At 69.5% G+C, this 17,563-nt stretch carries 21 protein-coding genes and 1 pseudogene; 6 read left to right on the plus strand and 16 right to left on the minus strand.

Annotated elements, in window-relative coordinates:
- Nucleotides 1–48: 48 nt before the first annotated feature.
- Both ftsH and tilS read right to left on the minus strand, forming a co-directional pair.
- Nucleotides 49–1,923, minus strand: a complete 1,875-nt coding sequence (gene ftsH, locus G3M57_RS22265; protein ID WP_056762530.1) for an ATP-dependent zinc metalloprotease FtsH — start codon at nt 1,921–1,923, stop codon at nt 49–51.
- 76 nt (nt 1,924–1,999) lie between these two features.
- Nucleotides 2,000–3,310: a tRNA lysidine(34) synthetase TilS gene (tilS, locus tag G3M57_RS22270; protein ID WP_163233096.1), complete on the minus strand. Its 1,311-nt coding sequence runs from the start codon at nt 3,308–3,310 to the stop codon at nt 2,000–2,002.
- A gap of 38 nt (nt 3,311–3,348) precedes the next feature.
- On the opposite strand from tilS, the pseudogene G3M57_RS27630 reads away from it, so the two are divergent.
- Nucleotides 3,349–3,494 (plus strand): annotated as a pseudogene (locus tag G3M57_RS27630) (hypothetical protein); the annotation flags it as partial.
- A gap of 30 nt (nt 3,495–3,524) precedes the next feature.
- Here the strand turns inward: G3M57_RS27630 and ybgF are convergent.
- The 7 genes from ybgF to G3M57_RS22305 all read right to left on the minus strand — a co-directional run bounded on the left by ybgF (nt 3,525) and on the right by G3M57_RS22305 (nt 9,707).
- On the minus strand, nt 3,525–4,385 hold the full coding sequence (ybgF, locus tag G3M57_RS22275; protein ID WP_163233098.1) for a tol-pal system protein YbgF: 861 nt from the start codon (nt 4,383–4,385) through the stop codon (nt 3,525–3,527).
- Nucleotides 4,386–4,530: 145 nt separating this feature from the next.
- Nucleotides 4,531–5,088, minus strand: a complete 558-nt coding sequence (gene pal / locus G3M57_RS22280; protein ID WP_056762525.1) for a peptidoglycan-associated lipoprotein Pal — start codon at nt 5,086–5,088, stop codon at nt 4,531–4,533.
- A gap of 388 nt (nt 5,089–5,476) precedes the next feature.
- On the minus strand, nt 5,477–6,802 hold the full coding sequence (gene tolB / locus G3M57_RS22285; protein WP_056762523.1) for a Tol-Pal system beta propeller repeat protein TolB: 1,326 nt from the start codon (nt 6,800–6,802) through the stop codon (nt 5,477–5,479).
- A gap of 14 nt (nt 6,803–6,816) precedes the next feature.
- A complete protein-coding gene (locus G3M57_RS22290; protein ID WP_163233100.1) occupies nt 6,817–7,638 on the minus strand; it encodes an energy transducer TonB in 822 nt (273 codons plus the stop codon).
- Nucleotides 7,639–7,808: 170 nt separating this feature from the next.
- Nucleotides 7,809–8,330 (minus strand): protein TolR, encoded by a 522-nt coding sequence (tolR, locus tag G3M57_RS22295; protein ID WP_163233102.1) that lies wholly within the window; start codon nt 8,328–8,330, stop codon nt 7,809–7,811.
- A gap of 4 nt (nt 8,331–8,334) precedes the next feature.
- Nucleotides 8,335–9,033, minus strand: a complete 699-nt coding sequence (tolQ, locus tag G3M57_RS22300; RefSeq protein WP_056762518.1) for a protein TolQ — start codon at nt 9,031–9,033, stop codon at nt 8,335–8,337.
- A 239-nt stretch (nt 9,034–9,272) separates the two neighbouring features.
- Nucleotides 9,273–9,707 carry a YbgC/FadM family acyl-CoA thioesterase gene (locus tag G3M57_RS22305; RefSeq protein WP_163233104.1) on the minus strand — a complete coding sequence of 145 codons (435 nt, stop codon included), beginning with the start codon at nt 9,705–9,707 and terminating at the stop codon, nt 9,273–9,275.
- A 61-nt stretch (nt 9,708–9,768) separates the two neighbouring features.
- Between G3M57_RS22305 and G3M57_RS22310 the strand changes: the two genes are divergently transcribed.
- Together G3M57_RS22310 and G3M57_RS22315 are read left to right on the plus strand one after the other, a co-directional pair.
- Nucleotides 9,769–9,945: a hypothetical protein gene (locus tag G3M57_RS22310; protein WP_056762515.1), complete on the plus strand. Its 177-nt coding sequence runs from the start codon at nt 9,769–9,771 to the stop codon at nt 9,943–9,945.
- 3 nt (nt 9,946–9,948) lie between these two features.
- The gene (locus G3M57_RS22315) at nt 9,949–10,221 is read left to right on the plus strand and encodes a type II toxin-antitoxin system RelE/ParE family toxin (protein WP_056762514.1); all 273 of its coding nucleotides are present in this window, start codon (nt 9,949–9,951) and stop codon (nt 10,219–10,221) included.
- Between the two features lies 1 nt (nt 10,222).
- Here G3M57_RS22315 and ruvB read toward each other — a convergent pair whose 3' ends face one another.
- From ruvB to ruvC, 3 genes are all read right to left on the minus strand, one after another.
- Entirely contained in the window at nt 10,223–11,269 is a 1,047-nt protein-coding gene (gene ruvB / locus G3M57_RS22320) for a Holliday junction branch migration DNA helicase RuvB (protein ID WP_056762512.1), read from the minus strand.
- Between the two features lie 121 nt (nt 11,270–11,390).
- Complete coding sequence (gene ruvA, locus G3M57_RS22325; protein ID WP_056762511.1) at nt 11,391–12,005, minus strand: Holliday junction branch migration protein RuvA; 615 nt, start codon at nt 12,003–12,005, stop codon at nt 11,391–11,393.
- On the minus strand, nt 12,002–12,523 hold the full coding sequence (gene ruvC / locus G3M57_RS22330; protein WP_188916278.1) for a crossover junction endodeoxyribonuclease RuvC: 522 nt from the start codon (nt 12,521–12,523) through the stop codon (nt 12,002–12,004). The genes ruvA and ruvC overlap by 4 nt, the downstream gene beginning before the upstream one ends.
- Nucleotides 12,524–12,673: 150 nt before the next feature.
- Here ruvC and G3M57_RS22335 point away from each other — a divergent pair, with 150 nt between their 5' ends.
- The gene (locus tag G3M57_RS22335; RefSeq protein ID WP_163233108.1) at nt 12,674–13,186 is read left to right on the plus strand and encodes a DUF7010 family protein; all 513 of its coding nucleotides are present in this window, start codon (nt 12,674–12,676) and stop codon (nt 13,184–13,186) included.
- Between the two features lie 4 nt (nt 13,187–13,190).
- Here the strand turns inward: G3M57_RS22335 and G3M57_RS22340 are convergent, their stop codons facing one another.
- From G3M57_RS22340 to G3M57_RS22355, 4 genes are all read right to left on the minus strand, one after another.
- A complete protein-coding gene (locus G3M57_RS22340) occupies nt 13,191–14,126 on the minus strand; it encodes a nucleoside hydrolase (protein WP_163233110.1) in 936 nt (311 codons plus the stop codon).
- Between the two features lie 71 nt (nt 14,127–14,197).
- Nucleotides 14,198–14,827 (minus strand): hypothetical protein, encoded by a 630-nt coding sequence (locus G3M57_RS22345; RefSeq protein WP_163233112.1) that lies wholly within the window; start codon nt 14,825–14,827, stop codon nt 14,198–14,200.
- Between the two features lie 114 nt (nt 14,828–14,941).
- Nucleotides 14,942–15,631 (minus strand): MgtC/SapB family protein, encoded by a 690-nt coding sequence (locus G3M57_RS22350; RefSeq protein ID WP_056762504.1) that lies wholly within the window; start codon nt 15,629–15,631, stop codon nt 14,942–14,944.
- Between the two features lie 173 nt (nt 15,632–15,804).
- Nucleotides 15,805–16,560 (minus strand): YebC/PmpR family DNA-binding transcriptional regulator, encoded by a 756-nt coding sequence (locus G3M57_RS22355; RefSeq protein WP_056762502.1) that lies wholly within the window; start codon nt 16,558–16,560, stop codon nt 15,805–15,807.
- A 108-nt stretch (nt 16,561–16,668) separates the two neighbouring features.
- Between G3M57_RS22355 and G3M57_RS22360 the strand changes: the two genes are divergently transcribed.
- Together G3M57_RS22360 and G3M57_RS22365 are read left to right on the plus strand one after the other, a co-directional pair.
- Nucleotides 16,669–16,980: a hypothetical protein gene (locus G3M57_RS22360; RefSeq protein WP_188916277.1), complete on the plus strand. Its 312-nt coding sequence runs from the start codon at nt 16,669–16,671 to the stop codon at nt 16,978–16,980.
- A gap of 117 nt (nt 16,981–17,097) precedes the next feature.
- The gene (locus G3M57_RS22365; protein ID WP_163233114.1) at nt 17,098–17,529 is read left to right on the plus strand and encodes a hypothetical protein; all 432 of its coding nucleotides are present in this window, start codon (nt 17,098–17,100) and stop codon (nt 17,527–17,529) included.
- Nucleotides 17,530–17,563 lie beyond the last annotated feature (34 nt).

Below are 17,563 nucleotides of genomic sequence, written 5' to 3' on the forward strand. Positions count from 1 at the left end.
CTGAGCTTGTCGAAGGACGAGGACCACGCGCGGCTTTGAAGATCGCCCCTAGGCGACGACGCCCGTCGAGACCGGCACCGAGGCCACCGGCCCGGTCGGCATCTTGTTGCTCTCGTCCTCGATGCGGACCGGCGGGATGCCCTTCATGACGTTGATGATCTCGTCGCCGCTCAGGGTCTCGAACTCCAGCAGGGCCTTGGCCACCGCGTGCAGTTCGGTCAGCTTCTCGGTCAGGATCTGCCGGGCCTCGTCCTCGCCGCCCTTGACCAGGCGGCGGACCTCGGTGTCGATCTTCATCATGGTCTCGGGCGAGACGTTCTGGGTGCGGGCCACCGAGTGGCCCAGGAACACCTCGTCCTGGTTGTCGCCATAGGCCACGGTGCCCAGCTCGTCGGAGAAGCCCCAGCGGGTGACCATGTTGCGGGCCAGGCTGGTGGCGGCGCTGATGTCGCTGGACGCGCCCGAGGTGATCTTGTGCTTGCCGAAGATCAGCTCCTCGGCCACCCGGCCGGCCATCATGATGGCCAGGCGCGAGGTCATCATGTCGAAGCTCATCGAGTAGCGGTCGCCCTCGGGCAGCTGCATGACCATGCCGAGAGCCCGGCCGCGCGGCACGATGGTGGCCTTGTGGACCGGGTCGGCGACCGCGACGTTGAGGGCCACCAGGGCGTGGCCGCCCTCGTGATAGGCCGTCAGCTTCTTCTCGTCCTCGCTCATGGCCATCGAGCGACGCTCGGCGCCCATCATCACCTTGTCCTTGGCGTGCTCGAAGTCGTGCATGGTGACCATGCGGCGGTTCTTGCGCGCGGCGGTCAGGGCCGCCTCGTTGACCAGGTTGGCCAGGTCCGCGCCCGAGAAGCCGGGGGTGCCGCGGGCCAGGGTCTTGACGTCGACGTCGGCGGCCAGCGGCACGTTCTTCATGTGCACGCGGATGATCTTCTCGCGACCCATGACGTCTGGGTTGGGCACCACGACCTGGCGGTCGAAGCGGCCCGGACGCAGCAGGGCTGGGTCCAGCACGTCGGGACGGTTGGTGGCGGCGATCAGGATGATGCCTTCGTTGGCCTCGAAGCCGTCCATCTCGACCAGCAGCTGGTTGAGGGTCTGCTCGCGCTCGTCGTTGCCGCCGCCCAGGCCGGCGCCGCGGTGGCGGCCGACGGCGTCGATCTCGTCGATGAAGATGATGCAGGGGGCGTTCTTCTTGGCCTGCTCGAACATGTCACGCACGCGGCTGGCGCCGACGCCGACGAACATCTCGACGAAGTCCGAACCGGAGATGGTGAAGAACGGCACGCCGGCCTCACCCGCGACGGCGCGGGCGATCAGGGTCTTGCCGGTGCCGGGAGGACCGACCAGCAGGGCGCCCTTGGGGATCTTGCCGCCCAGGCGCTGGAACTTGGCCGGGTCCTTCAGGAACTCGACCACTTCCTGCAGCTCTTCCTTGGCTTCGTCGACGCCGGCGACGTCGTCGAACAGCACGCGGTTCTTGTTCTCGGTCAGCAGCCGGGCCTTGGACTTGCCAAAGCCCATGGCGCCCTTGGTGCCGCCCTGCATCTGGCGCATGAAGAAGATCCACACCCCGATCAGCAGCAGGATCGGCAGCATCTGGAACAGGACGCTGAGCAGGATGTTGCCGCCCCTCTGGTAGACGATCTCCGAGCCGCGGGCCTCGAGGCGCTTGACCAGGTCTTCGGAATTGGCCGGGATGTTGACATTGTAGGGCTTGCCGGCCTTCGGCTCGACCTTGACCATGTCGCCGTTGATGTTGGCCTTCTTGACCTCGCCGCTGTCGATGTTCTTGAGCAGCTGCGAATAGCTGGTCTCGCCGGCGGCGCCCGCGCGACCGCCCTGGCTGAAGACGCCATAGGCGGCCACCACCACCAGAACGATCACGGCCCAGATGCCCAGGGTCTTGAAATTCATACGCGTTGTCTTCCCAACGATAGTCTCTGACCTTCCAAGATAGGACGGTCCGGGCGATTTCGCCACGCGCGGGATATCATGTCGCGGGTTCTTGATCGACACGGCCCGTCGCCGCCTCGAAACGATCCATCACAAGACAACGCGCGCGCGTCGCTTTCGTCCCTGCAAGGATCGGGCAAGTCACCGTCCCATCGGGGGCCAGCAAGACCGGCAGGCTGGGTCGGGCGGCGGCCGGAAACCCCTTCAGCGCCCGGCGTTGCGCGAGCGGCAGGCGAGCAGCGAGGCCTTGCAGCGGGCGAACGACCAGGCCGGGCTCGGCGGCGGTGAGTTCGTAGCGGCCGTCCCAGACGACGGGCTGGTTCAGGGGCAGGGCGAGGGGCTCGGCCAAATCGCCCCTCCCCCTATGGGGGAGGCGACCCGAAGGGTCGGTGGGGGGAGGGCCTGCACGGCGGGCCTCGCCGGGTTCGCGGAAGAACCAGACTCCCTCGCCGTCCGCCTCGATCCGCGCCCCGGCCAGGGTGGCGGTGAAGGTCTCGCCGGCCCGGATGCGGTCCACCAGTCGCCGAAGCCGCTCGCCGCGCGGCGGCTGGACGGTTCCGGCCGCGCACAGGCAGGCGGCGGCGACATGGGCGGCCGGGGCGTCGCGCAGGAGGGTGAGATAGCCCTCTCCTCCCCCGTGAAACGGCGAAGGCGGCGCGGCGCCGATCGGCGACGTCACGGCGGGGGCGTCCGAGGCCGCGCCTTGCCTTGACGTCCCGTCTGTCTGTTGAAGATCGCGCCTGGCCCGGGCCCGCGCCGACCTCGGATCGACATTGGCCGGATCGTCGAGCCAGGTCTCGCCGCGCGCCCTCAGCCCGTCGCGGATCTCGCCGCGCCCGACCAACAGCAGCGGCCGCAGCACGAAGACGCCCCGTCCTTCCGGCCAGGCGGGCGACGGCGACCACGCGCGGGGGTCCGGCACCGTCGAGCCCTGGGCCCGCATCAGGGCGGCCTCGGCCAGGTCGTCGGCGGTGTGGCCCAGCAGCAGAACGCGCGCCCCGGCCTGGCGGGCGGCGTCGGCCAGCAGGGCGTGACGGGCGGCGCGGGCGGCGGCCGACAGGCCCGTGGCGGGCTTGGGACCGGTCCAGGCCAGGGCGCGGGCCTCGGCGCCCAGGGCGCGGGCCTTGGCGAGCGCCTCGGCGGTCCAGTCGGAACTGGCGGGGTTCAGTTGGTGGTCGACGGTCAGGCTGAGCACGGAGCGGCCATGGGCCCGGGCCCAGTCCAGGGTCAGGATCAGAAGGGCCAGGCTGTCGCCGCCGCCGGAGAAGCCCACCGCCAGCGGCGCGGCGGCGTGGGCCTGCAGGCGGCGGTCGAGGGCGGCGGTGAAGGCGGGGAAGGATGTGATCATGACCTCCCCCTCCCTTCCGCTCACCGCCCGATCGTCAGATGAGCGGCTCGGTAAACTCGCGCCTTCGGCCGGGCGGACCTTGGAGGCCGTGCGTGGCCCTCGTCCTTCGACAAGCTCAGGATGAGGACCATTTACAGACCGAGCGGACAGAAAACCTCATCCTGAGCTTGTCGAAGGACGAGGTTTTCCACCTCTGAGCCGACCGTCGATCCGCCTAGGCCGCGCACTTGGCCTGGACCCGCGTGCTGGCGGCCTTGGAGGTGATCGTCGCGGGCGCCTTGGGATAGCGCTTGGCCAGTTCGTCCAGGGTCTTGCAGGCGTCAGCGGGCTTCTTCAGGGCCACCAGCGAGCGCGAAAGCTTCAGCACCGCGTCGGGCGCCCAGCTGGTCTTCGGCCAGCCGCGCACCGCGCCCAGATAGCTGCCCGCCGCATCGGAATAGGCTTCGCGCACGAACTGGGTCTCGCCCAGCCAGTAGCGGGCCTCGGGCGCCTTGGCGCTGTCGGGGAAGGCCTCGACATAGCCGGCGAAGGCCTGCTCGGCCCCGGCGTAGTCGCCGTCCAGCAGCATCTGCCGGGCCGAACTGAAGGCCGTGGCGGGGTCGGTGGACGCCGGAGCGGGCGCGGCGGCGACCGGCGGGGCGGCGGCGGCGGCGGCCGCGGCGGCCTCCTGGTCGGCGATGCGCTTCTCCAGGGCGGCCAGGCGCTGGTCCAGGGCGTCGCCCCGGGCCTTCTCGGCCTCGTTGGCCCGGCGCGCCTCGTCCAGGTCGTGGGTCAGCCCCTCGTTCTGGCCGTTCAGCTTGGTCAGGGTCTGCTCCAGGTCGCGCATCCGGTCGGACATCGCGGCGATCTGGGCGTCGGTCTCGGCCGCCTGGACGACCACCGGCTTGCCGGTGTCGCGGCCCTGGAAGACGATCGACCGCAGTTCGCGGACCACCTTCTCCATCTTGTCCAGCCGCTTGGCCGAGCGGTCGTCCAGCGGGTCGGGCATGGGGGTCTGGGCCATCGATGCCGGCGCCAGGGCGGGCACGGCGGTCAGGGCCAGGACGGCGGCGAGCAGGGCGGCTTTCAGCTTCATGTCGGCGATTATGCCCCGGTTGCGGACAAAAGTGCGGCGCTGGACCGCAAAGCCCTCCCCCTCGATGGAGGAGGGTTGGTGGGGGTGACGTGGTTACGACACCCCCATCCTTGTCCCTTCCCCATCGAGGGGAAGGACGCTTTCGTTACCGCGCGCCGTCGGTGATGGCGGTGCGGGCGTTGCGGTTCTTGGCCCAGGCGTCTTCGTTGGTGCCCGGGTCGATCGGGCGTTCCTTGCCGTACGACAGGGTCTCGATGCGCGAGGCCGCGACGCCTTGGCCGGTCAGGAACTCGCGGACGGCGTTGGCGCGACGGGCGCCCAGGGCCAGGTTGTACTCGCGGGTGCCGCGTTCGTCGGCGTTGCCCTCGATGCGCACGCGCACGGCCGGATAGCGGTTCAGCCATTGGGCCTGGGCCGACAGGGTCGGCTGGGCGTCGCTGCGGATGTCGTAGCTGTCGGTGTCGAAATAGATCCGCTCGCCGATGTTGATCACGAAGTCCTGCACCGTGCCGGGCAGCGGGCCCTGGTTGACCGGCGACTCCGGCGTGGCCGGCGCCTGGTACGGGGGAGGCGTGGGTTGCGAGGCCGTCGGGGTCGGCGCCGCGGGGCCCGCCGGCTTCGGCCGCGAAGCACAGGCGGCGAGCGAGGCGGCCGCCAGACCGATCATCGCCAGTCTAGCGACGCGTTGGGTGTCGAAGCTCATCCAAGTTTCTCCTCAAGTCCACGGCCAAGGTCCGCAGTTCTAACGCGTGTGGCCTTCGCGGCGCCGCGCCAAATCGTACCTTGCACCTCACAATGGCGTCAGAATGTCGCACGACCACCTGGTTTCATCCGCCGCGTGAACACCGGATGAACGACGGTGAGGCAACGCGCCGCCATGGCAGAGGTTGCCTGAAAGAGGTGTGGATCAATCCAGCAGCCCTTGATTTTCGTCATCCCGGGCCTTGTGCCCGGGACCCCTTTGTCCGCCGCACGTGCGGGGGTGTGGCGCGCCGGCGCGCCATTCGGCTTCACCGTCAGCTGAACCAGGGGTCCCGGGCACGAGGCCCGGGATGACGGCGCTTAGGGTGATCGCCAGGAAAGTTCCGACCTCAATCCAGCAGCGGCGACCAAGCCGGGTCGGACGCCGCGCCCTGGTAGGCGGCCGGACGCAGGATCCGGCCGGTGATGTCCACCGTCCACAGCCGCGAATTGCCGTTGGCGCTCTCGCGCGAGAACATCAGCACCCGGCCGTTGGGCGCCCAGGTCGGGCCCTCGTCCAGGTAGCTGGTGGTCAGCAGCCGCTCGTCGCCGCCGTCGGCCCGCATGACGCCGATGTGGAACTCGCCGCCGGTCTGCTTGGTGAAGGCGATGAAGTCGCCGCGCGGGCTCCAGACCGGGGTGGTGTAGCGGCCGCCGCCGTAAGAGATGCGGCGCACACCGCTGCCGTCGACGTTCATGATGTAGAGCTGGGCCTGGCCGCCGCGGTCGGAGTTGAACACGATCTTGCTGCCGTCCGGCGAGAACGAGGGCGAGGTGTCGATGGCCGGGTCGGTGGTGATCCGCGTCGACGACCGGCTGCGCAGGTCCATCACATAGATGTCGGAATTGCCGCCCTTCTCGACCGAGAAGGCCACCTTGCTGCCGTCCGGCGAGAAGCGCGGGGCGAAGACCATGCCCGGGAACTTGCCGATGGTCTCGGTGCGGGCGGTCTCCAGGTTGGTCAGGTAGATGCTGGACCCCGTCGGCCGCAGCGCCATGTAGGTGATCTCCTGGCTGGTCGAGGAGAAGCGCGGGGTCATGACGATGTAGGAGCCGTCGGTCAGGTACTGCGGGTTGGCGCCGTCCTGGTCCATGATCGCCAGCTTCTTGACCCGGGCCATCTTGGAGCCGCTCTCGGCGACGAACACCACGCGGGTGTCGAAATAGCCCTTCTCGCCGGTCAGTCGCTCATAGACCGCGTCGCTGATCTTGTGGGCCACCCGCCGCCAGTTCTCGGCGGTCGAGGTGAACTGCAGGCCCAGCAGCTGCTGCTGGCTGAAGGTGTCCCACAGGCGGAAGTCGACGCGCAGGGTGCCATCGGCGCCGACCGTGACCTGGCCGTTGATCAGGGCCTGGGCCCCGGTCGCCTGCCAGTCGGGGAAGCGCGGCTGGACGTTCACGTCGGTCAGCTTGTCGGCGACGTTGGCGACGTTCAGCGGCTGGAAGAGGCCCGAGCGCTCCAGGTTGCCGCTGATGACCTGTGAGATGTCGGCCCCGCGCCCGCCGCCCGAGAAGGCGGGAATGGCCACCGGCAGCGGCTTGACCGCGCCCTTGTCGATGTCGACCTCGATCTGGGCGCGGGCGGCGGTCGGCGCGAAGACGGCCATGGACAGGGCCAGGACGGCGGCGCTGGCCAAAGCGGCGGGCAGACCCGTGAAGACGGACTTGAGGTTCATGCTGGGCATCCTCCCTATCGCGCCGCGCAAGCGTCGCGCGCCTTGAAGTTCAAATTGAGTTGCTGGCCGTAATAGTCGGGCGGCAGGCCCTCGAACGGCGCCGACTGGTAGACCGCGCGGATCGCCCGGTCAGCGGCGGCCTTGACTACCGGGTCGGGCGAGCGTTCGGCCTCGGCGGCCGTCACCTGGCCGACGATGCGGCCGCCGGTGGCCAGCTTGAAGCTGACCTTGACCTGCACGGCGGCGCCGCCCTCGACCTCGCAATTGGGGTTCCAGCGGCGCTGGATCTCGTCCTTCATGCCGTTGATCGCCGCGGCCTGCAGGCCGGTCATGGCCCCCGCGCCGGGACGGGCCTGGGTGGCGGTCTCCGGCCGGGTGGGACCCTTGGCGGCGTTGGCCACCGGCTTGCCGGTGGCCTTGGGCGTCTTGGCCAGGGTCTTTTCCAGCGAGGCGAAGAAGTCCGGCTCGGGCTTGGCCGGCTTGGGCGGCGGCGGCTTCGGGGTGGGCGGCTTGGGCGTCGGGGTCGGGGCGGGCGCGGTCTTCGGCGGGGCCGGGGCGGGGGTCGGCACGGGGGCCGGGACCGGGGCCGGCGGCTGCGGCGTGGCCTCCGGCGTCGGCTCCTCGGTCTGGGCCGCCTGGTCCTGGACGTCCTCGATCGCCGGCCGCACGTTGGTGGGCCCCTCGGTGACGATGGTCACCGGCACGCTCTCGCCGATGATCACCGGCTTGGACGGCTTCCACGGCCCGATCAGGATCGCGACCACCACCAGGACGTGGAGGCCGATCGACCCGACCAGGGCGGGGGAGAAGTTGGTGCGGTCTTCGCGATGGCTCATGCGAACCACCCCATGATCCGCTCATCCCGGCGAACGCCAGGACCCAGATGGAATGGCTTTGAGGCTGACGCCAAACAGCGCCGGGCGCCTCCAGTCATCCACACCGCTTTAGGATCTGGGTCCCGGCGTTCGCCGGGATGAGCGGAAGTAAGGATCATGGGCGCCAACCCTCACTGCGCCGGACGCAGGGCGCCCGCGTCGGAAGCGCCCGGGGTCTTGGCCGCGGCGCCCGAGGACGGGCCGCCGGTGTCGGTCAGCAGGTTGATCTTGGTGAAGCCGGCGTTGGACAGCGCGGCCATCACCTGGGCGACGGTCGCGTAATTGGCCTTGCCGTCCGCGCGCACGAAGATCGGCTTGTCGTAGCCGTCGCCGGCGATCGCCGAGATGCGCTGGGCCAGCTCGTTGAACGGAACCTCGCCCTCGCCGATGAACACCGCGCCGTCGGCCTTGATCGACACCGTGATCGGCTCCTGCTGGTTCTGCAGGGCGGCGGCCTCGGTCTTGGGCAGTTCCAGCGGCACGCCGGCGGTCAGCAGCGGGGCGCTGATCATGAAGATGATCAGCAGCACCAGCATCACGTCGACCAGCGGGGTGACGTTGATCTCGGACAGGGCGCCCTTGCCGCGGCGGCCGCGGCGGCGACGGCCGCGACGGCCGCCGGTGGCGAAGGCGTCGTTGGCGGACATGGCCATGCGACTAGACCCGCTCGCTCAGGCGGCGCTGGATGGCCGTCGACAGGTCGTCGGCGAAGTTCTCCAGCCGGCCGGCGTACTTGCCCGCGTCGGTCGAGAACTTGTTGTAGGCGATATAGGCCGGGATGGCGGCGATCAGGCCGATCGCCGTGGCGAACAGGGCCTCGGCGATCGACGGGGCGACCACGGCCAGCGAGGTGTTCTTCGACAGGGCGATGTTCTGGAAGGCGTGCATGATGCCCCAGACCGTGCCGAACAGGCCGATGAACGGGCTGGCGGTGGCGACGATGGCCAGGCTGCCCAGCCCCTCCTCGGCCTTGCCGGTCTCGCGGGCGATCAGGGTGTCCATCATCCGGTCGATGCGCTGGATCAGGAAGGCGGCCTGGGCCTCGCCGATCGGCCCCTTGGCCTTGGCCTCGCGCCATTCCTTCAAGGCCGCCTGCAGCATGCGCGGCAGCGGCTGGCGCGGATTGGTCCCGGCCTGGGCGGCCACCTCCTCCAGCCCCTGGCCCGAGCCGACCTGGTCCTCGAATCGGTTGGCGGCGCCGTTCATCGCCGCGAAGCGGAACAGCTTGTCGATGATCACCGCCCACGAGCCCAGCGAGGCCAGGATCAGCCCGATCATCACCGCCTTGACCACCCAGTCGGCCTGGAGGAACAGCGAAATGAAGGAAAAGCTCTGAGGGCCTGCGGCGGCGTCCATGCGGGGGTCCTGCTCCGTTGGGGCGTCAAGGTTGGGCGTCGGTGTCGTGGAAGGTGAATAGCGCACCTCCCGGGGTTCCGTTGCGCCTTACTGACATGAAGCGGGGCAATGGTGAAACTATGACGATTGGTGAAGGCGGGGGTTTTTTGCGGTGGTGAAGCGTTGAGCTTCACCGTGCCTCCCCCGCAGCGCCCCCGACGCTCGTCACCCTCGGACTTGTTGTTGCGGGGATGACGGGATCAGGGCTCCAGCCACGGCGCCAGTTGGCCCAGCATCTCCGCCGTCGGCTTGCGCGGTCGGCCGTCCAGGGTGATGCAGACCGCCTCGCCGGCCGCCTGGACGATCACGTCGTCGCCGCGGGTGATCTTCTGGCTGACGTACAGGCGCGGGCCCTTGACCCGGTCATAGGTGGTGCGCACCAGCAGGGCGTCGTCGATCCGGGCCGAGCGCTTGAAGTCCAGTTCCATGCGGATGATCGCGAAGGCCGTGTCGGCCTTGGCCAGTTCGGTGTGCGAGATGCCGATCCTGCGAAAGAAATCGCTCCGCCCCCGCTCGAAATAGCGCAGGTAGTTGGCGTGGTAGACGATGCCGGAGAAGTCGGTGTCCTCGTAATAGATCCGCACCGGCAACTGGTGCTCGCGGCCGTCGAAGACGCCGGCGGTGGGTTCGATCATCCTGGGCTCCGGTCAGGCGCGGCGTATTGGGCTCTCGCCCTTGTAGTGCTATGTTCGGCTCATGAAAATCGAGCCTTCCCTGTTCGATGAGATCGACGACGACGCGGAAGCCGCCGCCGATGCGCGCGCCGAGGCCGATGTCGCGGCGGGCCGCGTGATCAGTCACGAGGCCGTCAGTCGCTGGCTGGCGTCCTGGGCGAACGGCGCGCCGACCCCGCCGCCCAAGGTCGGCGACTAGGGATTGCGTCGGGTCGTCTGGACAGCCGAGGCTATCGCCAATCTCGACAGCATCTTCACCTATGTCGCCGGCTTCAACGCGCCGGCCGCCGCGCGCCTTGCCCAGCGTTTGCAGACGGCGGCCAACAGCCTCGTCGAGCATCCCGAACGCGGCCGAGCCGCCTCGCGCGGCCTGCGCGAACTGGCCACGATCCATCCGTACCTGATCCGCTACCGGTTCTCGGACGAGGCCGTGGTGATCCTGCGCATCCGCCACGGCGCGCAGCGGCCGGACTGAGCTAGTCTTCCCCGAACAGCCCGCCCTGCACGATCTTCGGCGCCGAGACTGGTTCGGCCAGGCCCAGGTGCAGATAGGCCTTGCCGCAGGCCATCCGTCCGCGCGGAGTGCGCTGGATGAAGCCCTGCTGCATCAGGTAGGGCTCGATCACGTCCTCGACGGCGTCGCGGGCCTCGGCGATGGCGTAGGCGATGGTCTCCACGCCCACCGGGCCGCCGCCGTAGTTGTCGATCATGGCGCGCAGGTAGCGACGGTCCAGGGAGTCCAGGCCGGATTCGTCGACCTCGAGTCGCGCCAGGGCCATGCCCGCCGCCTTGCGGTCGATCACGGACGCGCCGTCGGCGGCGGCGAAGTCGCGGACCCGGCGCAGCAGGCGGCCGGCGACGCGCGGCGTGCCCCGGGCCCGCTTGGCGATTTCGTCGGCCCCATCGTCGGACAGCGGCGCGCCCATCTTGCGGGCGGCGTGCAGCAGCACGTGGCGCAGCTCGGCCGGGGTGTAGAACTCCAGACGGATCGGGATGCCGAAGCGGTCGCGCAGCGGCGTGGCCAGCATGCCGGCCCGGGTGGTGGCCGCCACCAGGGTGAACGGGGCCAGGTCAATGCGGATCGAGCGCGCCGAGGGCCCCTCGCCGATCACCAGGTCCAGCACATGGTCCTCCATGGCCGGATAGAGGATCTCCTCCACGGTCGAGGGCAGGCGATGGATCTCGTCGATGAACAGGACGTCGTTGGCTTCCAGGTTGGTCAGGATCGCCGCCAGGTCGCCGGCCTTGTTCAGCACCGGGCCCGAGGTGGCGCGAAAGTTGACGCCCAGCTCGCGGGCGACGATCTGCGCCAGGGTGGTCTTGCCCAGGCCCGGCGGGCCGAACAGCAGCACATGGTCCAGGGCCTCGCCCCGCCCCTTGGCCGCCTCGATGAAGATGCGGAGATTGCCCTTCGCCTGCTCCTGGCCGACGAACTCGGCCAGGGTCTGCGGGCGCATGGCGCGGTCGGAGGCGGTGGGGATCGTCTCGCCGTGTTGAGGCTCGCCGGAGATGATGCGGGTCATGGGCGGAAGACCCCCTCAGTCGCTCCGCGACAGCTCCCCCAGAGGGGGAGCATCTGGCGGGACAAGATCCTCCCCCTCTGGGGGAGGTGGCCCGGAGGGCCGGAGGGGGCCGGCGCGGCGCTCACCGCCCCAGCTCCTGCAAACCGGCCTTGATCAGCGCCTGCACCGTCGCCTCGTCACCCAGCTTGGCGGCGGCCGCCTCCACCACCCGCCGCGCGTTGACCTCGGCAACGCCCAGGCCCATCAGCGCCGCCACCGCGTCGCCGGTCGGGGCCGGCTTGGCGGGCGCGGCCGGGGTCGTCGCCGGCGCGCCCAGGAACACCGGCCCGTCGGTGATCGGCTTGTCCTTCAGCTCGGTGACGATCCTCAGGGCCAGCTTGGGCCCGACGCCCGAGGCCCGCCCGACCGCCGCCTTGTCCTCGCGGGCCACCGCCGAGGCCAGCTCGGCCGGCGACAGCACGTCCAGCACCGCCATGGCCGCCTTGGGGCCCACGCCCTGGATGGCCTGCAGCAGCACGAAGGCCTTGCGGTCCTCGCGCGTGCCGAAACCATAGAGCCGCAGGCCGGCGCTCTCGCTCCACTGGCTCTCGATATGCAGCAGGGCCTCCTCGCCCAGGGCCGGCAGGCGCTGCAGGGTGCGCGAGCCGCAGCGGACGACATAGCCCACGCCCATCACGTCGATCAGCGCCTCTTCCTCGCCGACCTCGGCGACGGCCCCTCTCAGGCGCCCGATCATGCCACTCTCCGGTTGGCGACGCGCAGGTTGGCGTGGGTGATGGCCACGGCCAGGGCGTCGGCGCAGTCGGCGGTGGTCTTGCCGGCCGTGGGCAGCAGGCAGGCGATCATGAAGCCGATCTGGGCCTTGTCGGCCGCCCCGGTGCCGACCACCGCCTTCTTGACCAGGCGGGTCGAATATTCGGCCACCAGCAGGCCGGCGCGCGCGGGGGCGATCAGGGCGGCGGCGCGGGCGTGGCCAAGCTTCAGGGTCGACTGGGCGTTGGTGTTGAGGAACACCTCCTCGACCGCCGCCTCGTCGGGCCTGTGTTCCTCGATCACCGCGCAGATCCCCTCGAACAGGTGCAGCAGGCGGGCGGCGAAGTCGGCCTTCTCGTCGGGGGCGATCACCCCGTGGGCGACATGGCTCATGCGCGAGCCCTCGACGCTGAGCACGCCCCAGCCAGTGCGGCGCAGGCCGGGGTCGAGCCCCAGGATCCGGATCGGGATGCGATTCGCGTTCATCATGTGTTCTCGCACCATCGCCCGTTTCCTGGCCAAGGAAAAGGCGTGACTTGCCTAACGAAACCTTAAGCTTGCCGGCAGGACGGCGACGGTCGACGTCGGCCGATTGCCAAATCGCCGGAGAGGCCTCACAGACCCACGGTCAAGCTTTCAGGAGACGCGTAGATGTCGGCGATCGTGTTCATGGCGGGCTTCGCCGCCGCGTGGTGGGTGATGGGCCTGGGGCTGCAGGCCCCCGTCGGCCAACTGGCGGTCGGTCCGGTCGTCTCCGTCGCCATGATCCTGTTCGCCCGCTGGCGGTTGAGGAACGTTCCGCCGGCCTCGAGCGCGCGGGCGGCCCGCAGCCGTCGCATCATCGGATGGGCCCTGGGCGGCGAGGGCGTGGCCATCGCCGTCGTCAGCCACCTGATGGTCAAGGCCGGCCTGATCGCCTTCATCGTCCCGGCGGTCGCCATCATCGTGGGCCTGCACTTCCTGCCGCTGGCCAAGCTGTTCCAGGTCAAGATCTACTACGTCGCCGGCGCGCTGATCACCCTGGCCGGCCTCGCGGGCCTGGCCGTCGACGCGCCGCATCGGGCGCTGGTCACCGGCCTGGCTTCGGCGATTCTGTTGTGGCTGACCTGCGCCTACCGGCTGACGTTCGAGCATCGCTCGCCGGCGCCCCTTCCGGTGGCCTGAGGGCCTAGGCCGGGCTGAGCGCCGGGGCGCGGAACAGGCGGGCCAGCAGCAGGGCCTCGACGGCCGGCGCGTCGACGAAGACGCAGATCTCGGCGTTGGGCTCGCCGTCGACCCGCTCCAGCCGGCCCAGGTGCTCGCCGTCGGTCAGCACCCGCAGGCGCGCGGGCTCGAAGACGAACAGTTCCGGCGCCACCAGGCTGGCGGCGACCACCGCGTCGTGCGGGTGGCAGCCGTCCTCCAGGCCCCAGGCCCGATGGTGGAAGGCCATGTAGGGGCCCATCGCCTTGTTCAGCCGGGCCGACAGAGGCGTGCCGCAGGCGGTCGAGCCCTGGGCCATGGCCTGGGCGGTCAGGGTGACTCGCGAGGTGACGTCCAGCGGCACGACGCGCGGCAGGACCCCGCGCTCCAGCACCCGGGCCAGGGCCTCGGCGTCGCTCCAGCTGTTGAAGTCGGCCCCGCCCGCCGCCTTGCCCTCGACCGCGAAGGCCCCGGCCATGATCGTCGGCCGCCAGCCCTTGAAGGCGCCGGCGTCCTCCAGCAGCCCCTGGGCCAGGTTGGTCAGCGGCCCCAGGAAGAGACCGGCCACCTTGGCGCGTGCGCGGAAGGCCAGCAGGCTGCCGCCCTGGCCGCGGTCCAGCTCCGGCAGCTTCCAGCGCTGGGAGAAGCCCGCGCCGTTCAGGCCGTCGACGCCGTGGGCCGGGCGCATCCGCTCGACCCGCCGCTTGGCGACGCCGGAGCCGGCGCCGATATAGACCTCGGCCGGGCAGCCGGCCAGGCGCAGCACCCCGCGGGCATTGGCGGCCGCCTGGTCGACATAGGTGTTGCCGAACACCGCCGAGACCGAGACGATCTCCACCGCGTCGCGCGAACGCGCCAGCATGGCCAGGGCCAGGGCGTCGTCCACGCCGCAGTCGGTGTCGATATGCAGGCGCAGCGGCATGGCCGCAGCATAGCGCGAGACGGCCGCCCGCGAGAAGACGCCGCCGCCCGTACACGCAGGCTTTACCGGCCCTAACCGCCCAGGCCGAAGATCAGCGGCGTCGACAGCAGGCAGAAGAACAGGGCCACGCCGGTCAGCCACAGCGCCGTCCGCAGGGCTCGGAACCGCCCCACGCCGAGACGGGCGCGGATCCACCGGGTCTGGACGCAAAGATGCCAGGCCGCCGCGCCGAGGCCCAGCAGGAGGCCCGCCAGCCGAACCGGCGGCGTCCCCGCGCGAGCGAGGACGGCGGCGACCGAGATCGAGATGGCCAGCGGCGCGGCGTAGAAGCACTGCAGGTCGAACGGCGTCCGCAGGGTGGCGTGGTTGACCGGTCGCCCCTCGCGCCGCAGCACGCCGGCCGCCAGGACCAGCGGCAACAGGCTGAAGGTCAGGGCCCGGAACAGCAACGGCGCTGGGCCAAAGGTCCCCGCCGCCTCGCCCAGCGCGCTGCCCATGGCCAGGTCCAGCCCGTGGGCCGCCAGGATCGAGATCAGCAGGAACAGCGGCGCACTCACCCGATCGGCGGCCCGCTCGCCAGCCGCGTCGCTGATCTGCGCCGGCTCCAGCAGCACCCGCCACAGCGTGAGCGGATAGAACAGCAGCCCGGTCATCAGCTCGTAGAGGATCTCCTCGAGCGTGCGAAAACGAAGACGTTCCATGGCGTACCCCACCTGGCGGTCCGGGAACCAAACACTCCAGCTTGCGGATTCGGCTCAGGTCGCGTCGAGCGCGCGTGAAAAAATTTAGCGGACAACCTGCAGCTTCAGGCCCGCTCAGTCCTTGCGCGGCAGGATGGCGAACTCCAGCACGCGGGGATCGGCGCGCAGGGCGGCCGACAGCTCGTCCAGGCGCAGCACGCCCCGGCCGGAGAACGGCCCCGACAAGGCGAACACCGTCCCGCCCTCGGCCAGTTCCTGGCAGACCCGCGCGCCTTTCAGGTCGAAGGCCTCCAGCATGCGCCGCAGTTCGGCCTCGTCGATCACGGCGTCGCGGCGCGAGCGCACGGTGATCTCGGCGAAGTTCTTCTGCGGCATGTGGCGGTCCAGCCAGCGGGCGGCGCTCAGCACCACCAGCGACAGCGCCGTGCCGCCGATCGCCAGCTCGTACAGGCCGACCCCGAACAGGGTGCCGATCGCCGAGGTGATCCACAGCGACGCGGCCGTGGTCAGGCCGTGCACCGAGGCGCCCTGCTGGAAGATCACCCCGCCGCACAGGAAGCCGACGCCGGTCAGGATGCCGTGGGCCATGCGGACGGGATCGATGCGCACGACTTCGTTCGGCGCGCCCTCCAGCCAGGTGATCTGGTGCACGGCCGCCAGCATCAGCAGGGCCGAGGCCAGGGCGACCAGCATGTGGGTGCGCAGGCCGGCCGGCCGGGCCCGGTACTCCCGCTCGAACCCGATCGCCCCGCCGGCCGCCAGGGCGCCGAGGATGGGCAGGGCCAGTTGCAGGGGCGCGTCCATGCGGGAGGAACGGATGAAGGGGAGCCGCGATCCCTTTCGCCTTGCGAGACAAGGGGTCGAAGAACGCAAAAGCCGCGCCCAGCGGTCAGGCTGGGCGCGGCTTCAACATTTGAGAGACCCCTCATCCGGCCCTTCGTCCCACCTTCTCCCGCAAGGGGAGAAGGAAAGTGGATCTAGCCCAGCTTGGCGGCGTCCTCGTCGCTGATCTCTTCGTTGGAATAGACGTCCTGGACGTCGTCGTCCTCGTTGAGCGCGTCGAGCAGCTTCATCAGGGTGGCCACGGCGTCGCCGGTGACCGGGACCTGGCTCTTGGGGCGCCAGGCGATCTTGGTGTTGCTGGCCACGCCGAACTTGGCCTCCAGGGCGGCGGCCACGTCGTTGAGGTCCTCGAAGGCGGTGTAGACCGTGTGGCCCTCGCCCTCCTCGTCCATGTCCGACACCACGTCGTCGGCGCCGGCCTCGATGGCGGCCTCCATCATGTCGTCTTCCGACGCGGCCTTGGCCGGATAGCTGATCTGGCCGACGCGGTCATAGTTGAAGGTCACCGAGCCGGTGGCCCCCATGTTGCCGCCCATCTTGGTGAAGTAGGAGCGGACATTGGCGGCGGCGCGGTTCCTGTTGTCGGTCAGCACCTCGACGATGATTCCGACGCCGCCGGCGGCGACGCCTTCGTAGCGGATCTCGGTGTAGTCGGCGGCGTCGCCCATCTGCGACTTCTTGATCGCGCGGTCGATGACGTCCTTGGGCAGGCTCTCGGCCTTGGCGTTGTTCACCGCCAGGCGCAGGCGCGGGTTCATGTTCGGGTCGGGCAGGCCCGCCTTGGCCGCCACGGTGATCTCCCGCGACAGCTTGGAGAACAGCTTGGACCGCGCGGCGTCGGCGCGGCCCTTGCGGTGCATGATGTTCTTGAATTTCGAGTGGCCGGCCATTCGGGGGGCTCTTCTCTGGTCTGCGAATGAAAGGTAGGGCGCGCTTCTAGCCCTTGGCGCCCCATATTGTCATCCTCCAAGCTTAGACTGTCGCGCTGGAGGCGCTTGATGACCCCGTCCGATTTCCTGTCCGAACCGTTCGACCCGGCTCGCCTGGGGGCCCTGGAGGCGCAGGACCAGGACGCGATTCATGCGGCGGGCAGGTCCTCGGCCCTGGCGACGGGCGCCGCGGCGGCCGGCGCCCTGTCGACCGGCGCCGCCGCGCTGGCCGGCCTGGCGGTGGGAGCCTTGGCGGTGGGAGCCCTGGCCATCGGCGCCCTGGCCATCGGTCGCCTGTCGATCGGCCGGGCGCGGATCCGCCGGCTGGAGATCGACGAACTGATCGTCCATCGCGTGTCGCCGAGAAAAAAGCTGCGCTAGGCGACCTCCGTTAACAGCCTTGATCCGCAGCCCCAATATGAAAGCTTTGTCGCGACTTCTTCGTCACCGCCGCAACCTATTGTAGCTTGCCCCATAGACACCTCTGGGGAGGGCGACATGGATTTTGTCTCTTGGCTTCTAACTCTGATCGGAATTGGCAGTGACCGCACGATGCATCAAAGCAGTCAGCGTGCTGAAGCGGCGCGATTGAATGCGGAGGTCGCGGGAGAAGCAGGGCGAGTTTTGGACATTATAGCGGCAGCTACACCACGCCTCACACGACGCTGCACCCAGCTATGCGGCGAAGATGCAGAAGATTGCATCAAAATATCAAACTTTTTGACAGAACAACGTGATGCCGCAAATCAAATAATCAAGATGACCGAGGGCATTAAAAAGAAAATAGAGGAAACAAACAGCTTTACCAACTGGAATAGGATAATTTCTGAACTTCATTCTTGGCGAGCGAATGCAACCCGAATAGTCCCGTGGGTTCAAGATATCGTGGATAGATTTGATACTGTCCTGCATGAAGCCGGTGCGAGGTAGCGTCGCCTAAGCCCCCAGCAGGAGACTCCTGCTA

The organism is Caulobacter rhizosphaerae (assembly GCF_010977555.1).
Classification (GTDB): Bacteria; Pseudomonadota; Alphaproteobacteria; order Caulobacterales; family Caulobacteraceae; genus Caulobacter; species Caulobacter rhizosphaerae.

What these genes read in the sequence shown, in the direction of transcription:
- ftsH (WP_056762530.1), bottom strand. Translation starts at nt 1,923, where the DNA reads ATGAATTTCAAGACCCTGGGCATCTGGGCCGTGATCGTTCTGGTGGTG.
- tilS (WP_163233096.1), bottom strand. Translation starts at nt 3,310, where the DNA reads ATGATCACATCCTTCCCCGCCTTCACCGCCGCCCTCGACCGCCGCCTG.
- ybgF (WP_163233098.1), bottom strand. Translation starts at nt 4,385, where the DNA reads ATGAAGCTGAAAGCCGCCCTGCTCGCCGCCGTCCTGGCCCTGACCGCC.
- pal (WP_056762525.1), bottom strand. Translation starts at nt 5,088, where the DNA reads ATGAGCTTCGACACCCAACGCGTCGCTAGACTGGCGATGATCGGTCTG.
- tolB (WP_056762523.1), bottom strand. Translation starts at nt 6,802, where the DNA reads ATGAACCTCAAGTCCGTCTTCACGGGTCTGCCCGCCGCTTTGGCCAGC.
- G3M57_RS22290 (WP_163233100.1), bottom strand. Translation starts at nt 7,638, where the DNA reads ATGAGCCATCGCGAAGACCGCACCAACTTCTCCCCCGCCCTGGTCGGG.
- tolR (WP_163233102.1), bottom strand. Translation starts at nt 8,330, where the DNA reads ATGGCCATGTCCGCCAACGACGCCTTCGCCACCGGCGGCCGTCGCGGC.
- tolQ (WP_056762518.1), bottom strand. Translation starts at nt 9,033, where the DNA reads ATGGACGCCGCCGCAGGCCCTCAGAGCTTTTCCTTCATTTCGCTGTTC.
- G3M57_RS22305 (WP_163233104.1), bottom strand. Translation starts at nt 9,707, where the DNA reads ATGATCGAACCCACCGCCGGCGTCTTCGACGGCCGCGAGCACCAGTTG.
- G3M57_RS22310 (WP_056762515.1), top strand. Translation starts at nt 9,769, where the DNA reads ATGAAAATCGAGCCTTCCCTGTTCGATGAGATCGACGACGACGCGGAA.
- ruvB (WP_056762512.1), bottom strand. Translation starts at nt 11,269, where the DNA reads ATGACCCGCATCATCTCCGGCGAGCCTCAACACGGCGAGACGATCCCC.
- ruvA (WP_056762511.1), bottom strand. Translation starts at nt 12,005, where the DNA reads ATGATCGGGCGCCTGAGAGGGGCCGTCGCCGAGGTCGGCGAGGAAGAG.
- G3M57_RS22335 (WP_163233108.1), top strand. Translation starts at nt 12,674, where the DNA reads ATGTCGGCGATCGTGTTCATGGCGGGCTTCGCCGCCGCGTGGTGGGTG.
- G3M57_RS22340 (WP_163233110.1), bottom strand. Translation starts at nt 14,126, where the DNA reads ATGCCGCTGCGCCTGCATATCGACACCGACTGCGGCGTGGACGACGCC.
- G3M57_RS22345 (WP_163233112.1), bottom strand. Translation starts at nt 14,827, where the DNA reads ATGGAACGTCTTCGTTTTCGCACGCTCGAGGAGATCCTCTACGAGCTG.
- G3M57_RS22350 (WP_056762504.1), bottom strand. Translation starts at nt 15,631, where the DNA reads ATGGACGCGCCCCTGCAACTGGCCCTGCCCATCCTCGGCGCCCTGGCG.
- G3M57_RS22355 (WP_056762502.1), bottom strand. Translation starts at nt 16,560, where the DNA reads ATGGCCGGCCACTCGAAATTCAAGAACATCATGCACCGCAAGGGCCGC.
- G3M57_RS22360 (WP_188916277.1), top strand. Translation starts at nt 16,669, where the DNA reads ATGACCCCGTCCGATTTCCTGTCCGAACCGTTCGACCCGGCTCGCCTG.
- G3M57_RS22365 (WP_163233114.1), top strand. Translation starts at nt 17,098, where the DNA reads ATGGATTTTGTCTCTTGGCTTCTAACTCTGATCGGAATTGGCAGTGAC.